Source organism: Paenibacillus phytorum (genome assembly GCF_013141715.1).
Classification (GTDB): domain Bacteria; phylum Bacillota; class Bacilli; order Paenibacillales; family NBRC-103111; genus Paenibacillus_E; species Paenibacillus_E phytorum.
On record NZ_WHOA01000007.1, the window covers coordinates 122712 to 141763 of the forward strand.

The 19052-nt window shown below is 41.8% G+C and carries 13 protein-coding genes; 12 read left to right on the forward strand and 1 reads right to left on the reverse strand.

Annotation, left to right across the window (positions count from 1 at the left end):
- Positions 1 to 302 precede the first annotated feature (302 nt).
- The 6 genes from GC098_RS01750 (at position 303) to GC098_RS01775 (ending at position 13643) form a co-directional block, all read left to right on the forward strand.
- Positions 303 to 1346, forward strand: coding sequence for an S-layer homology domain-containing protein (locus tag GC098_RS01750; RefSeq protein WP_171640382.1), 1044 nt, complete (start codon positions 303 to 305; stop codon positions 1344 to 1346).
- Between the two features lie 11 nt (positions 1347 to 1357).
- Positions 1358 to 8338: a glycoside hydrolase family 78 protein gene (locus tag GC098_RS01755; protein WP_171640383.1), complete on the forward strand. Its 6981-nt coding sequence runs from the start codon at positions 1358 to 1360 to the stop codon at positions 8336 to 8338.
- A 116-nt stretch (positions 8339 to 8454) separates the two neighbouring features.
- Positions 8455 to 9252, forward strand: coding sequence for a Cof-type HAD-IIB family hydrolase (locus tag GC098_RS01760; protein ID WP_171640384.1), 798 nt, complete (start codon positions 8455 to 8457; stop codon positions 9250 to 9252).
- A gap of 118 nt (positions 9253 to 9370) precedes the next feature.
- Positions 9371 to 11002, forward strand: a complete 1632-nt coding sequence (locus GC098_RS01765; RefSeq protein ID WP_171640385.1) for a hypothetical protein — start codon at positions 9371 to 9373, stop codon at positions 11000 to 11002.
- A gap of 14 nt (positions 11003 to 11016) precedes the next feature.
- Positions 11017 to 12447 (forward strand): glycosyltransferase, encoded by a 1431-nt coding sequence (locus GC098_RS01770; RefSeq protein WP_171640386.1) that lies wholly within the window; start codon positions 11017 to 11019, stop codon positions 12445 to 12447.
- A 116-nt stretch (positions 12448 to 12563) separates the two neighbouring features.
- Positions 12564 to 13643 carry a hypothetical protein gene (locus GC098_RS01775; RefSeq protein ID WP_171640387.1) on the forward strand — a complete coding sequence of 360 codons (1080 nt, stop codon included), beginning with the start codon at positions 12564 to 12566 and terminating at the stop codon, positions 13641 to 13643.
- Between the two features lie 61 nt (positions 13644 to 13704).
- Here GC098_RS01775 and GC098_RS01780 read toward each other — a convergent pair whose 3' ends face one another.
- On the reverse strand, positions 13705 to 14334 hold the full coding sequence (locus GC098_RS01780) for a nitroreductase family protein (protein WP_171640388.1): 630 nt from the start codon (positions 14332 to 14334) through the stop codon (positions 13705 to 13707).
- Positions 14335 to 14547: 213 nt separating this feature from the next.
- Here GC098_RS01780 and GC098_RS01785 point away from each other — a divergent pair, with 213 nt between their 5' ends.
- The 6 genes from GC098_RS01785 (at position 14548) to GC098_RS01810 (ending at position 18915) form a co-directional block, all read left to right on the forward strand.
- Positions 14548 to 14817 carry a hypothetical protein gene (locus tag GC098_RS01785; protein WP_246358366.1) on the forward strand — a complete coding sequence of 90 codons (270 nt, stop codon included), beginning with the start codon at positions 14548 to 14550 and terminating at the stop codon, positions 14815 to 14817.
- Between the two features lie 69 nt (positions 14818 to 14886).
- Positions 14887 to 15360, forward strand: a complete 474-nt coding sequence (gene queD / locus GC098_RS01790; protein WP_171640389.1) for a 6-carboxytetrahydropterin synthase QueD — start codon at positions 14887 to 14889, stop codon at positions 15358 to 15360.
- Entirely contained in the window at positions 15360 to 16040 is a 681-nt protein-coding gene (locus GC098_RS01795; RefSeq protein ID WP_171640390.1) for a 7-carboxy-7-deazaguanine synthase QueE, read from the forward strand. Before queD ends, GC098_RS01795 begins: the two co-directional genes overlap by 1 nt.
- A gap of 55 nt (positions 16041 to 16095) precedes the next feature.
- On the forward strand, positions 16096 to 16812 hold the full coding sequence (gene queC, locus GC098_RS01800; RefSeq protein WP_171640391.1) for a 7-cyano-7-deazaguanine synthase QueC: 717 nt from the start codon (positions 16096 to 16098) through the stop codon (positions 16810 to 16812).
- Positions 16813 to 16840: 28 nt separating this feature from the next.
- The gene (locus GC098_RS01805) at positions 16841 to 17518 is read left to right on the forward strand and encodes a response regulator transcription factor (protein ID WP_171640392.1); all 678 of its coding nucleotides are present in this window, start codon (positions 16841 to 16843) and stop codon (positions 17516 to 17518) included.
- Positions 17515 to 18915, forward strand: coding sequence for a sensor histidine kinase (locus GC098_RS01810; protein ID WP_171640393.1), 1401 nt, complete (start codon positions 17515 to 17517; stop codon positions 18913 to 18915). Before GC098_RS01805 ends, GC098_RS01810 begins: the two co-directional genes overlap by 4 nt.
- The last annotated feature ends 137 nt before the right edge of the window (positions 18916 to 19052 follow it).

Below are 19052 nucleotides of genomic sequence, written 5' to 3' on the forward strand. Positions count from 1 at the left end.
AGGTTATATTGATAATGATATTCATTTTCATTTACTAATTTGAATGATAACCATTCTCAATTATAATGTCAATGGATTTGCAGCATTTATCACAAAAAACTTTAAGGTCAAGGAAGGGGATAACTAAGCGGGAAAGTAGCATCTTTAAAAATTAGAGATTTACAAAACTACTAGTTTATGGTATTTTCAAACAAGAAGAATATGGAATGTGTGCGGAAGAACCGCCCATGTGTCGCTGTGTGCTAGGCGATTGCTGGGCGGTTTTTTATGTAATGAGTGACCAATAGAAAGAGGGGATTATTATGAGAAAAAGGTTTTCAATTATTTTATGTACGGTACTATGCGCTGCATCCATTGGGTATGATGCGATTAACTCCTCAGCACAAAGTCCCATCAAGTTTACGGATACATCTCAGCATTGGGCCGAACAGTCTATTCAAACTGCAATGGAAAAGAAATACGTTGATGGTTATGACGATGGAAGCTTTAAGCCAGATTTACCAATTAGCCGTGCAGAGTTTATTAAAATGTTATCTTCTGCAGTAGGTGAAAAAGTAGAAAAGGTTGAGGGAAATGATTGGTTCGTTCCTTATGTTAAAAGGCTGGAGGAGTTAAGTGTGATTCCAGTGGAATTCCCAGAGAGATATAATGAGCCACTTCAACGTTTTGAAATGGCTATGTTAAGTGCTCGGAGTGTGGATAAAGCACTGAAGGGGTCAATGCTTGATTCTGTAAAATTAGGGTTGATTCATGGTGTTAGTACGACTGATTTAGCACCTTATGGGACAAGCACTCGTGCACAAGCGATTACGATTATTGAGCGTATTCTTTCTGTGAAACGTGGGGAGAAATTAGCAGTTGATAAGTATGCTGCCAGTGCTGCAGAAATTGCTGAGACTGGTAGTAATGTTGGTACAATGCTTGGTTTGAAGGCAAAGGAGATTGGAACCACTTGGAAATACGCTGAGGGAGTTACTGTAAAGTTGAACAAACTTATCGTAGCGGATCCTGCTGATCCAGAAGATCCGCACATGAAGCTAATTGATATGCGTACTTGGGGAAAATCGACAGTCAAGACAGACAACAAGGTCATCTTGGCAAACTTTACAGTAGTTGCAACCGAGGCTGGAATCGGGGCACCTGATTTGTCTCCTTCTCAAGTCTTAACACAATTAGATACTTCAAACTTCTTGCTCCTTTCTGAACAAGCTTTAACGCGGTGGATGAAGTTCAAAAAGGCACAAACTCATGAAGGTTATGTAGCTTACGCATTACCTAATAAAATTGCTAATTATAGTATAGTTTTCGATATTTTAGGGAAAGAAACTATATTAGCAGGTAAATAGGGGGCTGGCACTTGCGTAAATTTATACTTCGAGCAATGCTGTTCTTGCTTTTAATGGAGCTAGTATTGCCATTTTTTAATCCAGAGAGAGTATCTGCTGTATCTTCAATAAAGCTATACTATAATTTCGAGCAAGGTTCCTACACAACGTCACCTGTTATATCACAGTATTCATCATCTCAAACTAAGACTTTTACCAAGGATATTAGCTCTCTAATTGACGGTACAATAACTGGAGTCACTTTGAGTAATCAAGGGGGCTCTGGTGGTACTGCATCATTCACAGCTACCTCGGTGACTGTAACAAGTTTGAGCGGGGGCAACACATCAGTATATGGTAAATCGGTTACTAAACCAATGCATCAAATTTACAGACAACCCGTAGGTAAAATATGGGAGCACAAGTCGAGCAAAACTGTTCCTATTGAATTTGATGGAGCTAGTGGTAACCCATCGCCTTACCCTGGAAAGATACCATTGTATGGTAGATTAAGGTATTTAACTACTTCTTTCAATTATAGTGATGTTAATTCTTATGGACCAGATTTGAGATACTCTTATGACTCTCCCTTGTACTATAAGGACGGTCAAACAGCAATTAATGGTCACGAAGCCAGCGGGGACCTAGAAAAGGATTATCCAAAGGAAGGCGCTGCGGTAACAACAGCATATGAGGTTGAACGCGCACAAAAATGGTTTTTAGTTGAAGCCTCTGCAAATTTAACAGGTGCAGGCGCAGACATTACTGATCCCGATAAGTTAGAACAAGGATCCATAGAAATATATGGTGCTAAGAAACCCAATGATGATTACGGTGCAGTCCCCATTTCTGTTGGTAAGGGGACTAATGCTGGTCAAGGTATGATCAGGACCATGATGATGCTTGATGATGATGTTCCTTCCTTGCAAATACAGGATTTTTTAGATGGTGACCAAACAACAGGGGACTTTGGGTTAGCGCGTAACTATGAAATGTTCGCTATTGGACTTTGGAGTGGTACAACTTACAAGTACCAGATATCTATTGATGTGTCTTACACCGCACCTGTAAAAGCAGATCTAGCTTACGTATCAATTGATGTCGGAGCCTGTGTGCCACAAAACGTAAGCGTAAATATTACAATCAAATTTAAAAATATCGGCGTTGCTATTCCAAGTGGTGATTCCTTCAGTGTGACTCTAGCTGCGGATGGCACGGTGTTCAAGACATTCACTTATTCTTCAGGTTTAGGTGCAGGTCAGACGATAACCGAATCAGTGCCGTATACATTCAGTAGCATGAAGAGCATCACCATGAATCTAGATTCCAACGATGATATCCCCGAATCAAGTGCCAGCAATAATGTGCTAAGTCAATTCATTACACCGGTTCCAAGCTGTACACCAAGCGGCGGAAACTTTAGCGGAACTACCTCAGCAGATAAGCCCTCAATTCCTTGGAAAGATTCCAACCTCATTAAAGCAGACTGGACGATTCCTTCTGGCTGTACGCCTGTTCGAGGAAGGTTCATTTTATCCCAAACTACAGGTGCATATATTCAATACGGGTGGAGTTCGCTAAGTAGTACTTCTGTGAGTGATATGTCCATTTTTGCTTATGGGATGATGGGTTTTACGGGTTATCCAGGCAATATTACAAGCGGCGAAGTGGTTATAGAATACAAGCTTGAGGATAATTGTGGAGGAACTTCATATTTTTATGAAGGTAAGTTTACAGTTGGTCCAAAACCTCCGAATAGACCACCTCAATTTGAGATTGGATGGTTTGCTGATGCTGATTACTATAGCAGGATTCCATTACCCGATTCCATTGTCGGTGATAAATTAAACGTGAGGTTGTTGCCAGAAATTGCCCCTAACCACTACGATCCTGACGATGATATCGTAACTTTCGAGTGGTTATTCCCAAGCAGCTCAAGTACATGGATCAAGAGCTTTCCTTCTTTGGGTTACCTAAAGGGTGAGGATAAGCTTACGTGGTTAACGGCATCAACAGCCGGTGACCATACGATAACAGCGAAAATGTGTGATGATAAGGGAGCATGTACGCAGAAGGATGCAACAATAACTATCATGCGCCCTGAGCCTTTACCCTGTATTAACGTACCAAACCGTGTCGTACAAAACCGCCCTCTTGCAGCTAATGCGATTAATGGAGCTTGCAGCAAACCAGCTAAAAACAGAACGATAACGGAGTATTTCTGGACGAATAATCTCCCCGTTTATCCCAATGTTGGTATAGAGACTGTAACCTTAGAAGTAAAGGACAATTACGGAGTACGCAGCTTACCAGAAAACATAGCAATTAAAAACATTAACGTTGTAGAGGATAAACCTCCAGTAGCTGTCATCAACTTACCTATTTTTGCTGTAAGAGGAAATGTTCAGTTCAGGGATTTATCTTACAGTCCCGATGGAGATGTAATCGTAGAAACGTCAATTACATATGTGTACGATAGCAATGACGATGGCATTTTCAACGATCATATGCCTTTAAATATACCGATATCCGTTGGTGGGCCGGCTATTCTTACAGCTCCTAAGGTAGGTAAGTATAAATTAACGGTAAAAACAAAGGAGGATTGGGGTTTAACGAATACTAGAAGCTATGTGGTTGATATCAAAAATGATTCTCCTGAAGTTTCATTCACTGTTACAAGTGCGAATCCAGAACCTCCTTTGTTTCATACAACATTGGAAAATGAAATGCTTATGGCCTATGGGGATCAGTGGCAAGGTTCATCTTTAACTAATCCTAATTTGAATAAAGTGAGGGATATTGGATTTACTTACAACACGGCTTCCAATGGATTAACATCTCATTATGGTAAACAACCTTTTAATGGCCCCGCCACTGGATTAACGATTACTCCTGAACAGTACCAAAAAACAACCTATAACGCTTGGCATACCTTCCCTGTTCCTCAGTTATTTAATACACAATTTCTGGGTAACAGATATGGAGTTGGTTCTATTGGTTCCATTCCATTTTTTGACGGGACTAATACTAGGATAGATGGAGGGTTGGGAAACACATACGATTATGTTCAACAAAAGTATATCCCTATTAAACCTACACCTGATAACCCAGGAAAGTTCCTAGCTTATGATGCTAAAGGTGGAGCTTATTCAGTAGACTACAATGCCTACAATTATAACGATAATGATTATAGTGAGACATGGGCTATCTATCGTAAAACTGCTGATGGTGCAATATCTTGGAGTCGTTCTGGTCAATACAATTATGATGGTTGTTCTGGCGACTGTTCTTCTAGTGAAAGCGGAGTAAGATCACCTCATGCTAACTTGAAACTAAACAATGATGGAACTAAGGTGTCACTTGGAGGTAACTACTCATGGCAATGTTGGTGTGTAGTGACTACATGGCTTGACGTAGAGACTGGTTTAGAAGTACCTGCGAATACAGTAATACCTGCACCTAATCTAACGGGCATTTATGAGGACTCAGAAGTATATCTATATCGAGAACAACCAATGAATTTAACTACGGATACATATAGTTCTGGGAGTTGGGGTTCTAGTAGTAACCGAGCAGGAACGATTAGTGAGTACTTTGTTTCTTATAATAAACAAACAGGTGTTACTAAAAAATTAGAAATATACAAAGATATCTACTTTAATAATCGTTCTAGGTATGAGGATGGTAGCGTAATACGAGGTGACGGTTCAGATAGCGATAGTTCAACCTTAGTCGATGTGAATTATTCTGTGTCGGCGGATGGATATGTTTATATCGTTGATGGTATGAACAAAATCGTAGTTGCCGATAAGTATGCAAACCAACTCGCTTCATATACAACCAAAGGAACTAGACCAACTAATACCTACTCTCACGAACAAACTCTTCAAGAGAGGTTTAGATATACGGTATCCTCGGCAGGATTAAGTGCAGATGGAGAGTTTCAAGTCGTTCTTCAAGAAGAGCACTATAAGTTGAGAAGATGGAACTTTCAATGGACGTCTTGTGGTTCTTGTAGTGTAGGCAGCTATGTTTCACACTATGATGAAGATGATAGTCAATCTGAACGTAAATTCTACTACTATAAGATAAATGGTGGAACGACTAGTCCTTCTAGCTATGCTTTAGCGGAAATTGGTCAAACCATGAAGAAGGATACGAGTATTGCAGACGCAGATTACGTGTTCGATTTCTTACAATCAAGTGTGAATACGAATGTGAATGCTCCTTCGGGTTTGATTTTCAGGGCAACTAATAACAATACGATGTATCGATTAGAGTTTACAACAAACAAAATAAGCATATCGAAGCTCGTTGGTGGTGTGCGTACCGAGTTACAGTCAACTCCAGTCTGGTTGTCTACGACATCTTTTAACAACATGAAGGTTAGTGTTAGAGGTGGAAAAATAAAGGTACGGATGGGTACAGTTCCTATTATGGAAGTAACCGATCTTGCATTAACAGAAGGTACTTATGGATTTTTCATAGGCGGATATGGTTCTCATTTTCGTAATTTCTATGTCAAAGTGCCGATTATAGATAACAACAAAATTAGTGATACCGGCATTGCGGGGGAAGAACTGACGTACTCTACGGAGTTTGTGGATCCTGAAAGTGATGATCATTTGATTAGTAAGGATAAATGGAAGTACGAGCATACGAACTCTACGAAATTTTTAGATTCGGGGGATGGTAGAAGTGGCCTTTCTGTTTACAATAATCAAACATTTAATGGAGATCCAATAAAAACTCTAGATAAGGTAGGGGTTTATAAATTAACCTTTATTGGTGCAGATGACCCTACGCCTGTTGGCTTTAAATATCCGAATTCTGCCTTTGCTGAGTACCTGTCTGAATCTGACCCGTATTCTAGAAATGTATTGATCCATCGTAGACCTATAGGGGTCTTGAATGTAAATCAAGATATTTATTATAACGTAACTTATGATGATCAGAGCTATGATCCGGATCGTTGGTTAAACAACTGGACTTATTCTACGGAACCAACTGGCATTGATTATTCGGCTTCTCGAGGAATTATTGAGCGAAGATACGAGTACATAAAGCCAGATGGTACAACTGTAAATGGAAAATTAACGAGAGTAAAAGAAATGGGGGCTTATACGTTTAGGGTAGCAGTTAAAGATGAATACGGTGCTTGGTCTGATTGGGCAGAAGCTATATTGTGGCTAGACGCACCACCAGCGAATCATGCGCCTTTCGTTGATATCACGAGTCATTCGAGTACGGATATGAATAATCCGTCTGGATCAGCAGGGAACAATCCTTTATTTACTTGGAATGCGGTTGATTACGATGCTGATAGCCGAATTGTACGTTCGGAAATAGACGTGCAACAATACTACTATAATTATTATAATAATCCGCAATGGCAATGGTTTAGTATGAATAACCCTAATATTGCAAAAGTCTCTAATGTACTCAGTGATGGTCATACAGTTTCATTAAGCTATAACTATCCAATGACTGTGTACTCCAATCAAACTTACAGGGTTAGAATTAGGGTACAGGATGAACAAGGAGAATGGTCTGGATGGTCGGAAAGGTATTTTGCATTAGGATTCCCTCCTACGGCTACCTTGACTTTCCCTAACGGAACCCAAGCCAATCCTACACCTATTTCTGAAGGAGTTTTGAAACCTTCTTGGAATCAGAGTGATCCAGATGTTCCTACGGAATACCGTACATTTCAATACCGTATTTTAGACGCTAATGGTGTTCAAGTTCAGTACAGTCAATATGGGTATGTGTACGATGCTCAAAGATATGGTAACTATGCACATTTCTGTAGTTATGATAGCGAAAGTAACTCTTGGAACGACTGTGATTACTATACAATCGCTACTACTTGGAATACTCATGCAACAGAGTGGTTTTATCTTCCGTACATCCAAGATCAAAATGGCCCTTTCCAAGTTCAGGTAAGAGTTCACGATGAGAGATATTGGTCAGAATGGTCAAACTCTGGTTGGTTCACAACGAATAGACCTCCAGTAGCCAGCATGACGATTCCAAATGGGACGCAAGCTGCGCCTACCATTTTCTCCGAGCTTCGGCCTACCTTTGAGTGGAGCCAAACCGATCCAGATCCGGGTACAACCTTTACTTATTTCCAAATGCAAATTACCAATGAGGCTAACGATGTGCTGTTGCTGGACTCTGGGCAGTTCTACCAGGGGACGGTTTCTAATGTGGGGAGTTGGATGGTCAACCAGGAACTTCCAGCTGGTCAAAAACTCCGCGTCAGAGTTAGAGTATTTGATGGGGTTACCTGGTCAGATTATTCAGCGCAGACATGGTTTTATATCAATCGAGCACCTGTAGCTGAATTTGACTGGACTCCAAAGCCGGTTTGGGAGGGGGATGTAGTGACAAGCATGAATACCTCTTTCGACCCAGATGGTGATGTTTTAACCTATGTGTGGAAATTAGAGCAGCCTGACGGGGGGACTACCACTTTTTCCACTAAGGATATTTCTCATCACTTCCTAAAGCCTGGTATGTATAAGGTGTCGTTAACCGTATCAGATGGACGTCTTTCAAATACCGTAGTCAAAATGATTGCTGCGATGCCCTTGACGATTCATTCGGATGTAACCTATACAGACAACTGGTTGATTTTGCATGAAAAGAGTGGTCATCAAACAGTTTCGGCACCTAAGGATTTCTACTCTGGGGAAATTTTCATAGTTTCTAGCAAGAGTTCACCTGCACCTGTAGACGAAGTGACTGCTTGGATTGATACGACAGGGTTAGATGGGCATGCGCTTTATGTGACTGAGCATTTAGTTGCAGCGGGAGGGGATGCTACCTTTTTTAGCGGAGAACTATTTGATGCGAAATTCCAGTCATTCGCGGAGGGCTTGCCTCAAGGACTGCAAACCATTCATTTTCAAATTCGTTACCGCAACGGTGTTGTGAAAACGGAGGACATTCCTGTCCAAATCATTGGCAATGTCAATAAATCAGTCGGAGTGCATAGGGTTCAATAATTGGAGGCAGTTATCTTCGGATAGCTGTCTTTTTTTTATGTAAATCGATGAATACACAATGTTCCTATGGTACAATAAATCGATAAAAAGGCGAAGTACAAGGGAGAGAGAAAACCTTGAAATATCGATTAATTGCACTGGATGTAGACGGAACTCTTTTAAATGATGAGCATGAATTATCAGAACGCACGATTGAAACGATTCAGGAGGTACATGATCAAGGGTGTCACATTGTGCTATGTACCGGTAGAGCTCCAGCCAGCACGCTGCCAATTCTCCAACAACTTGGGCTTGAAGGAACGATGATTACGCATAATGGCGCGGCGACTGTTCACGCGGATGAGCGGGGTCAGACGTTGGTCAATGAATTTGCTTTTACACTTCCTGAAATTGAGCCTATGTTGGATTATGTGCGGAGAGAAGGTATTCATTTCGATGTATGTACCTCTTTTAACATGTATATTGAACGCGTTGGTGAATATGAAAAACAGATGTACCAAAAGTTTCTGATCAACCCCAAACTCGTGACTGATGTATCAGAGCTCGGGCTGCCAATAGTGAAATTTACACTTTTTAGCCAGCATGAGTTGGATCGTGTTCAAAAAGAATGGGAAGAACAGAAGCTATACGGTCATTTACAGATGATTCGTAGTGGCGACCTCTTTATTGATGTGATGAGTGCAAAAGCCAATAAGGGCAACGCTTTGAAAGCTTTGGCTGCTACATTAGAGATTGATCCAAGTGAGATCATGGCTATCGGGAATTATTACAATGACCTGGAAATGATGGCATTTGCCGGACTCGGCATCGCTGTTGAGAATTCGCCAGAGGGTGTGAAAGAAGCAGCGAATGCGGTGACTTCATCTAACAATGACGAGGGTGTCCGTGAGGCTATCTTGAAATACTGTTTATAATATAAAAATTCGATAAAATCCTCGGTTTTTGAGGGTTTTTGTCGTTTTAGGGGGTTCTTCCATAATATGCCGTATGGTAGAATAAGAGAAAGAAAATTGATAACGGTGGTGTAAAGGGATGATGGAAAAGAAACGATTGACAAAGAAAGAAAAGGTAATTGCAACGGTAGTGTCAACTGCCATTGCGACTATTCCCTTTTTTGTTGGGGTACCGGCTTACGAGGTTGCTGCTAATGGTTCAGAACCCCCAATGCCAACAACAATCCCAACGCTAGACCTTGTTCAAGATTTAGTGATACCTCAAAATGGAAGTTCCAGCATTATTAATCTACGACAACTTTATGACTTATCTAGGGATTCAACTTTTTCAGTTACAAATGGTACAACTCCCTTTGCGTCAATTGATTCAAATTTTTTAGAATTAGGCTTATTGAAAGTGAATGGAGGAGTGACTGGGAAGGCTAGCTTCACAGTTACCATCGAAGATGATGGAGTCATATCTGAAGAATCGTTTAACGTAATCGTTGTCCCTGCGGAATCTACGGAAAAAATTAATATTGGCAATTTAGTAACTTATATGAATGGTCATTCAGAGGATTTCACAACAGCAACTCAAGTAAAACAATTGTTAACTGGCATTTCCCCGAGCATTGTTGATGAAAATGCCGGAGAAGGCACGACGAATCTTTTAATTAAGCGATTTCCAGACGTTACGCTGAATAAAAATTCAGATTTTTCCATTAATAGCTTTATTGATTTGTATGAATATTTTAAACAGCGTCATGTAGAGGATGGATTGACCTTTTATGTATTCTCTTCGAATCCGGAAATTGTAGATATTAATAATGATGGGGATTGGTATGTAAGTACATCTAATCTAGCAGGTAGTGTAGACATAACAGTTGTGGCAGTTAATAATTCAGGGGATATGGGCTATGATACGTTTCATGCAACTGTTTTAGCTGATAATCAAGTGCCGAAAATTGGTGATATTTTACATAAAAATTATCTTATTTCTCCTGGATCGAGTTTTGAGCTTGATTTGAATCAATATTTTTCTGATTCTCTTGGTGATTTAACTTTTAGCAAAATTTTGACTTCAGGATCAAACGGGTCATCTGAAATTTATGGTTCAAAGCTTTATTTACATCCTAATATGGAGAATATCACAGAAATACGTGGTGTAAAGGCAACTGATAGGGCGGGACTTGAGGTTTCACAACCATTCACTGTAACTAGTTCAACCTATAATCCATTTGAATCTCAAACTATCTTTGTTGGCAGCACCTTAGATATTAATCTAACAGATGCTTTTGGAACATCTGCTCCTTTAAATTACACTTTTGATTATAATGATGAATATGTTGATGACTCTGTAACGGTATCGAGTGTAGTTTACAATTCTCAGAACTATCTAAGGCTTTCAGGATTAGGGGAATACTACTATCCATCTTCATCTAAGCTTAAAGTTAACGCAGTTAATTCGGCTACGGATGAAGCTTACGTTGACACTCTGGGTTTGAAACATTCAGTGTTCAATGGTTTTCTTAATATCAGTTCATTATTCCCAATAGAGATTGAGTCCGGCAAAGTTATCCAAGTATCTTCCAGTAATTTAAATATGCCGATGATACCAAGCGGATCTAACTACTTTGTTATCGGTTCAGGAACTACAACGATAACTGTGGATGTTGATCATGGTAAGAAAATATTAACATTACCTTACACCACGCCACCGATATTACCATAGTAAGCAGGTGACCAATGCAATCGACCTACGCGCCAATCATCGAACATTTACAGCAGCAAAGTTACAAGGAAGCGGAGGTTGTGGCGAAGGATCTAATCCGGAGTAATCCATTAGAAGGTCAGGCTTGGGTTTTCTTGGGAGAAGCCCTGATGCACCAAGGCTATGGTCTAACGGCCAAGCGTGTATTCAATCGTGCATGGCTCCTCGATCCAGAGGCTGCTTGGGTAAATTCAGTTTATGAGGCTTTAGAGCAAACACCTGAAGGTGTAGAACGGGTTGATATCGAAGGGCTTCTTCATGTTCCAAGGGTTACGGTAGCCGCAGCAATTTTGGCTCGAAACGAAGAGCAACGAATTGAAAAGTGCATAACTGCGCTTTATGAAGCTGTGGATGAAATTATTCTAGTCGATTCATCGACTGACCGTACCCGAGAGATTGCGTCCAAATTCAGTAAAGTGAAGGTGGTACCCATTGAGTGGAGGGACCATTTTGCCATTGCACGCAATGAGGGCTTGAACCATATTCAAAGTGATTGGGTACTTTGGGTGGATACAGATGAGCTTTTACTCGAAGAAGATGTTTGTGGTGTTCGAGAAATAGCGGGTATTTTTCATCATCATCCGATTCCGCCAGTTCTTCATATTTGGCATCTCAATCAGATTCGTGGTGAGGTGCATCATGACTTCTCACAGACACGGATGTTTCCAACGAAGAGAGGGCTTCAGTTCTGGGGAAGAATCCATGAACAGATAAGCGGCTCCCTTGGTATCTATCAGGAGGAAACTTATCGTCGTGCTGTTCGCATTCGCTTTCTTCATGATGGGTACGATCCATCTGTGATCATGAAAAAAAATAAAATAGAACGCAATCTACGCTTACTAAAGATGATGCTTGAAGAAGAGCCGAACGATCCTGGCAACTGGCTTTATTATGGGCGTGAATCTTTGTTGGCAGGGCAGGAAGAGCAAGCGTTTGAAGCATTACTTGAAGCAGAGCGGATTGGCTTGCAAACTCCGCGTTTTGGTAGAATGCTGGATGTTTATAAGCTTCTGACGCATTACTATATGAGCCGTAAGGATTGGAAACAGGCAGAAACAACTTGTCTAAAAGCATTAGAGCATAACAACCAATTTCCTGATGCACATTTCCTACTCGCCCAAATACGAATGAAGCAAGCAGATGCACTATATCTGGAAGCGGATTTTCATCTCAAAAAAGCGAAGACGTCCATCAAGGAGTACAGAGGATCTGTCTCAGCTGATTATCAGATAGGTCAATGGAAAGCAGATTTGGCAGTAGCTGATCTAGCTTTAAGAGCAGGCAAATTGGCAGAAGCTCGCCATATCTATCAAGTTCATGCAAAGCGCTACCCGAACATCGAAAGTTTGTCCCAACGAATGGATATGATTGAAAAACAGAAAAACCTACTGAATAGACCCATTTAACGGAGGCATACTTAAGCCTTCGTTTTTTTTCATTTATCCTGAATACTCATATTTTGGACGATGTTGGGACAATCTACAGAAGAATCATAAGAACTGTAGAGGAGGCGAGGAAAGTCGTGGCCGATATTATGCTTAGACCAGACCTGAAAACGGCAGGCGGAGAAGTCTGTGATATTGTGTACAATGGGGAGTTTGTCGGTACGTTAACGCTAGTCTACAGGGAATCGGATCGACTTAAAGGCTCGATTCATCTAGAGAAGCAGTCCATTACGATCGTGGACAAACAGAAGGTGTATGATTTCGTACAGTCATACATTCAGAGTGTCATTGATGCACTGGCTATTGAGGAGTGCGAGGTTTTAGTTAGTTACAGTGATTATGATTTCGTTATCGCGACAGACCATGCTTTACAACCTACCATGCACGAAGGGGACTCGCATTCGTATACCCGTCACGATCATGACGATGAAGTTGATTATGAATGGGTGAGGGACGAAACTCGATTCGATGACATCGACTCAGAGAATGCTCCGGATAAAATGGAGATGATCCAGGAACGCAAGAATCAACAGGGCTATGAGCTTGTAATTGTAGGTGAAAGTAGAAACCGTGTGGATTATCATGTTTATGATAAAGAATCGGAGCTCATTGCTGAAATTACGCTTCATATGTATGGTACTGATGTGATTGGCGATATAACATGGAGATTCGATCCTTTTGATGAGGAAATGGACAGGGTATCAGAGCTCATTGTCGAAGATTTCAATGAGGATGAAACGGATACGTTTATTTTTAACATGATTTATAATGGGGAAACCGTAGATACGGTGGAATTAACGCACATTGATTTATTAGATTTGGTTGATGACATAGAAGCAGATTCGATTCCTCTTTTTCCGGAGGATTACACGATTAATTTGGCCAGAGATGATGGCGATACACTCACGTATGAAATTTATCAGCAATCCTACGGTGGCTTGCCTATTGGTACTGCAACGGTGGATATTAGTTCTCGCCAGCTAACGGGATTCATTGATTTCCGCGAGCCAGGTGATTCGGATGATCGAGAGCTAATTGCGACATTATTGCTTGAAGAGTTGGATAAAGAAAAAGAGTACGAAACGTTTAATGTATCCATGCTGTATAGAAATAAGCTAATTGATGAAATTTGGTTCGAAACGGATCAGTATCATTGAGCTAGCACCAAATAAAAAAGGCATGAACTTCCTTAGATGGAAGTCATGCCTTTCAGTTTAATTAAAAAGTGTTGGAAACGATGATTTGATCCAAAGGAAGGCGACCTGCGGATCTTGCAGGGGAAGCAGCCAAACCTACGCTAATCAACATAACAGGTACATAGCGTGCTGGAACGTTGAAAGCTTCAACGAATTTAGCAGCATCATAACCACCCATTGGGCATGTGTCATAGCCCATTGCTTTTGCAGCAATCATAAGCTGCATAGCTGCTAAGGATGCGTTACGAATAGCTTCGTCACGAGCAACTTGTGGATATTGATATGCGCCTTCGATTTGAGCGACAAGAGTGTCATACAATTCTTTTGGCATGTGGCCAGCTTTAACTGCTGGACCAAAAGCGAGTTCTGCGTTTTTATTAGCTTCAAGATCGCCTAGAATAGCGATAACAACGGAGCTTTCTACGATTTGCTTTTGTCCATATGCGATTGGAAGCAATTTCTCTTTTTGCGCTTGATCTTCAATAACTAGAAGCTTCCAGTGTTGAAGGTTCCATGATGATGGTGCTTGTGAAGTGGACGTCAAAAGCTGTTCCAAATCTGCTTTTGGCATTTTGTGACCAACTTGATATTGCTTTACGGAATGACGTTCTTCTAACACTTTCAAAACTTCGGATTTAACTTCTGTACTCATTAAGTTTCCCTCCAAGGATATAAATTCTTTTTAGTGTGTGTCCATTGCTTAAAAGCATTCAGTTGTATCATTTGAAAAAAAATCCAATCTGTAAACCAATTAATAACGGTTACTGTAATCATAAATGTTATAGTTTAAGTTGTCAAGAGAGTCTTTCGCGGTGTCGGAAAATGTTGGATAATGGAAGCAAGAAAGGGGATGTTCCTCTTGAAAATGACGCAAAAAGAGCTGAGTCACCTTATTTTTCTCTCAGAAGTCGTCTTAACCGGCAAGAAGAAGAGCCTTATGGAAGAGACACTGCAATGTTTGCTTTATATTGTAAAATCAGTTGAAGAGGTTGAGCTTCCCGATACCGTGGTCGATCAAATTGAAAGTCTTACAGCTCTAATTGAATCGGATTTACGTAATGAGAATGAACGGATTCAGGAGATTCGCGGTCATTTGGACTGGTCTCAAAAGGGAAGACGAAAACAGCAAGATTGATTGTGAAAAACGGTCTCTTCGTGATAGAATGTAGAGTACTGTTTTTTTCATAATTATGAGGTGATAGATATGAGCTATGATATCCCCAGAGATGTGCAAATGTTGGGGCGTGACATCCAAGAGAACCAATTAAAATATCATCACAAATCCGTCTTGATTTCCAAAGAATTTACGTTTGACAGTGCGCATCATTTGCATTGTTATGAAGGAAAATGTAAAAATCTGCACGGACATACTTATAAGCTGCAAGTTATTATGCGCGGAAAAGTGGATAGCCGGGGGATCGCTATAGATTTTGGTGATATTAAACGTATTGCAAAAGAACGTGTCGTTGACCGATTGGACCATAAATATTTGAATGATGTGCTGCCTGCTATGAATACAACCGCTGAAAATATGGTCGTCTGGATGTATGAGGAAATTCATCAAGCTTTGCTTGAGGAACAACTTTATCCAGCGATCATGCTGGAAGAAATCCGGCTGTGGGAAACGCCGACTAGTTATGCGGCCATCACACGCTCGATGATGGAGGAGGATGTGTAATGCGAGATATCCGCATTCCGATGGTCGAGATCTTCGAGACGGTTGAAGGCGAAGGGACCCGTGCCGGGTTCCCGACGGTCTTCGTCCGTCTTTTTGGTTGCAACCTGCGCTGTACCTGGTGTGACACCAAGTACAGCTACCCGCCTGCGGAAGCGGAGAACGTCATGACCATTGCTGAAATTGTCAGCAAGGTCCAAACGTACCGCTCCCGGCATATTTGCCTTACCGGCGGCGAGCCGCTCCTGTACGGCGAGAAGTCGCTCGCGTTAATCGACGCGCTCGCAGAGCTGGAGCAGGTCGATGACCTGCATATCGAGACGAACGGTGCGATCGATCTCGCACTGTTCGTTGAGCGTGTCGCATCGCCGAAGGTGCGATACATCATGGACTTTAAGCTGCCCGACTCTGGCGAGATGGAGCAGATGGTTATGAGCAACTTCGCCCTGCTGCGCGAACAGGACGAGTTGAAGTTCGTCATCGGCAGCGAGCACGACTTCCGCACCGCGGTGGAAGTGCTTGAGCAGCATCCGACGAAGGCGCTGCCGTTGTTCAGCCCAGTGTGGGAGACCATGCCGCCGCGCAAGCTCGTCGAGCATATGCTTGACGCAGGGTTGTCTAAGGTGAAGCTGAACATGCAGCTGCATAAGATCATTTGGGATCCAGCGATGCGCGGCGTTTAAAGAGCGTATCTACTTATTTATCTATTTTTCACAAGAAGAAAAAGAGGTGTCTATTATGAGCGCAAGCAATGAAAATAAGAAAAGAGCCGTCATCATTCTAAGTGGCGGATTAGATAGTACGACGTGCATGGGACTTGCCAAAGAAGCGGGATACGAGTTATTTCCGATTTCTTTTGACTATGGTCAGCGTCACAAGATCGAAATCGAGAATGCCAAGCAAGTTGCTGAGCATTACGGTGTCAGTGGTCGTCATAAGATCATCAAGCTGGACTTCCTGCGTGATTTCGGCGGCAGCGCATTAACGGATGATAACATTGATGTTCCGAATGTTGTAGATGGATTGACGGAAGGGTCAGAGGAATCTGAAATCCCAGTGACGTATGTACCTGGACGCAATCTGCTTTTCCTATCCATTGCTACTTCTTATGCAGAAGTAACGGGATCAGAAGCCATATATATCGGAGTGAATGCCCTCGATTACAGCGGATATCCGGATTGTCGTCCGGAATTTATTCATAAAGTGGAAGAAGTGATTGCCCTTGCTACCAAGGTCGGTGTTGAAGGGAAAGGGATCACGATTGAAACCCCACTCATTGATTGGACTAAGGCACGAATTGTGCAAGAAGGATTGAAGATCGGCGTTCCTTATGAGCTAACTACATCTTGCTACAATGGAAAAGCGGAAGCTTGCGGCGTTTGTGATAGCTGCCGTTTACGGTTGAAAGGTTTTGAAGAAGCGGGTTCAAAAGATCCGATAGCATATCTAGCTTAAGTTTCCCGCAAGAAAGGCGGACCGTTTCGTGACCAGAATCATGGTGGTGGATGATGACGCAGATATCAGAGAGCTGATTCGCGTTTATTTGGCTGGTGAAGGCTTAACAGTCATGCAGGCAAGCAATGGACAAGAAGCGCTTAGCATGCTTGAAACAACACCGGCGGATTTAGTCGTATTGGATGTCATGATGCCTTTGATGGACGGTTGGGAACTTTGTCGCGAATTAAGGGTCCAATATGCAGACTTGCCCCTCCTTATGGTGACAGCCAAAAGCGAGTCTGTCCACAAGGTGAAAGGTTTTCAACTTGGCACGGATGACTATCTTGTGAAGCCTTTTGACCCCGTAGAGTTGGTGATGCGTGTAAAAGCTCTGCTTAAACGGTATCGGATCAACGCCTCTCAAACGATCACACTCGGTAATGTGATTATCGATCGTACAGCATTTGAAGTCCGTTTACTGGATCAACGTTTGGCGCTTCCTTTAAAAGAGTTCGAGCTTCTATACAAGCTTGCCAGTTATCCAACACAAATCTTCACCCGGACGCAGCTCATTGAGCAAATCTGGGGAATCGATTATGAAGGCGATGACCGAACGGTTGATGTTCATATTAAACGCTTGCGAGAGCGGTTCGAACCTCTGACGGAGGAGTTTCGTATCACGACCATTCGCGGACTTGGGTACAGGCTCGAGGTGAATGCATGATTAAGATAAAGTCGCTTTATCTTCGCGTTGTACTGACATTTTTGGCTATCGTTGTGGTTAGTTTGTCAGTCGCCTTTTGGCTGGCAACGGTCTTTTTCATGAATAGGATTGCGATGGATAATCAAACGGAGATGTTGGCGAAAAGCCGGCAAATTGTCAAACTCGTTGAAGACGTACAGCCGAGTAATCTTGATTCTTTTGTGGCTGGGAGCAATCAACTAAATGAGAACTACATTTTTACATTATTTAACGCAAACGGCGAGTCTGCTACAGAAATTTCTAAGGATAAAAAAGGGAATCCTCGTATTTTAGCATCGGAAGTAGACTTTGTTTTACATGGCAACATGTATAAAAGCCTAGACTATGGCATACCTAAAGATCCCATAAACCAGATAAAGGTAGGGATACCGCTCCGTGTGGGTGATACGACATATGCTCTTTTCATTCATCAAAACATCTCTGAAGCAGCTCGTAGTAAAGGGCAGACAGCCATCATTACTGTACTCCTCATCGTACTCATTGTAGGCAGCTTGCTCATTCTCGTCGCCTCCCGCTATCTAGTAAATCCGTTAAAGAAGTTGACGTTGGCTACGGAACGATTAGCTCGAGGGAACTTTAATGTTCATGTTTCTGTGAAGCAAAAGGATGAACTAGGGCAGCTAGCTCAAAGTTTTAATCATATGGCTGGCGAACTGAAACAGCTGGAACAGATGCGGCAAGACTTTATTTCGAACGTTTCCCATGAAATCCAGTCCCCGCTTACGTCGATTCGAGGCTTTTCCAAGGCACTTAGGGGTTCAGAAATTGATGAGTCGGAGCGAGGACGTTACTTGGAAATCATTGAACGCGAGAGTGAGAGGTTAGCTCGCCTCAGTGAAAATTTATTGAAGCTGGCATCTCTGGAGTCGGAGCATCATCCTTTTCACCCAACCACATACGATTTAGATGAACAGCTGCGTAGAATTGTTGTTTTTTATGAACCCCAGTGGTCAGAGAAACAGCTTGATATGGATTTGTCTTTACCAAGAGTGAAAATATCGGCGGATGCGGATCAATTAAGTCAGGTTTGGATGAATTTAATTGGAAACGCAGTCAAATTTACGCCTCCTAATGGACACATTTACGTGAAACTTGTTCCTCTAAGAGATCGTGTACAGGTATGGATCCAAGATAATGGAATTGGGATTCCAGAAGAAGATCAAGGACGAATATTTGATCGATTCTACAAAGTAGATCAGTCTAGGCAGCGTGATGGTGGAAGCGGGCTCGGGCTTGCTATTGCCAGAAAAATTATCGATATGCACGAAGGCTCGGTTGAGGTTCAAAGCGATCAAGGTAAGGGAACTTTATTCTTGGTCACTCTACCGATAAAGACCTATTTACCCAAAAAAATATGAGAAAACCACTATCGAGGCCATTCATGGATGAGCGACCGCGTTTATAGGTAGGTTTTATCGCCAAATAGAAAGACGTTTTCGGGAACCGAAAACTTAAACTTTCTATTGTGGTAAAAATTAATGAAAAACTTGGATAC

What these genes read in the sequence shown, in the direction of transcription:
- GC098_RS01810 (WP_171640393.1), top strand. Translation starts at nt 17,515, where the DNA reads ATGATTAAGATAAAGTCGCTTTATCTTCGCGTTGTACTGACATTTTTG.
- GC098_RS01785 (WP_246358366.1), top strand. Translation starts at nt 14,548, where the DNA reads ATGACGCAAAAAGAGCTGAGTCACCTTATTTTTCTCTCAGAAGTCGTC.
- GC098_RS01770 (WP_171640386.1), top strand. Translation starts at nt 11,017, where the DNA reads ATGCAATCGACCTACGCGCCAATCATCGAACATTTACAGCAGCAAAGT.
- queD (WP_171640389.1), top strand. Translation starts at nt 14,887, where the DNA reads ATGAGCTATGATATCCCCAGAGATGTGCAAATGTTGGGGCGTGACATC.
- GC098_RS01780 (WP_171640388.1), bottom strand. Translation starts at nt 14,334, where the DNA reads ATGAGTACAGAAGTTAAATCCGAAGTTTTGAAAGTGTTAGAAGAACGT.
- GC098_RS01750 (WP_171640382.1), top strand. Translation starts at nt 303, where the DNA reads ATGAGAAAAAGGTTTTCAATTATTTTATGTACGGTACTATGCGCTGCA.
- GC098_RS01765 (WP_171640385.1), top strand. Translation starts at nt 9,371, where the DNA reads ATGATGGAAAAGAAACGATTGACAAAGAAAGAAAAGGTAATTGCAACG.
- GC098_RS01795 (WP_171640390.1), top strand. Translation starts at nt 15,360, where the DNA reads ATGCGAGATATCCGCATTCCGATGGTCGAGATCTTCGAGACGGTTGAA.
- queC (WP_171640391.1), top strand. Translation starts at nt 16,096, where the DNA reads ATGAGCGCAAGCAATGAAAATAAGAAAAGAGCCGTCATCATTCTAAGT.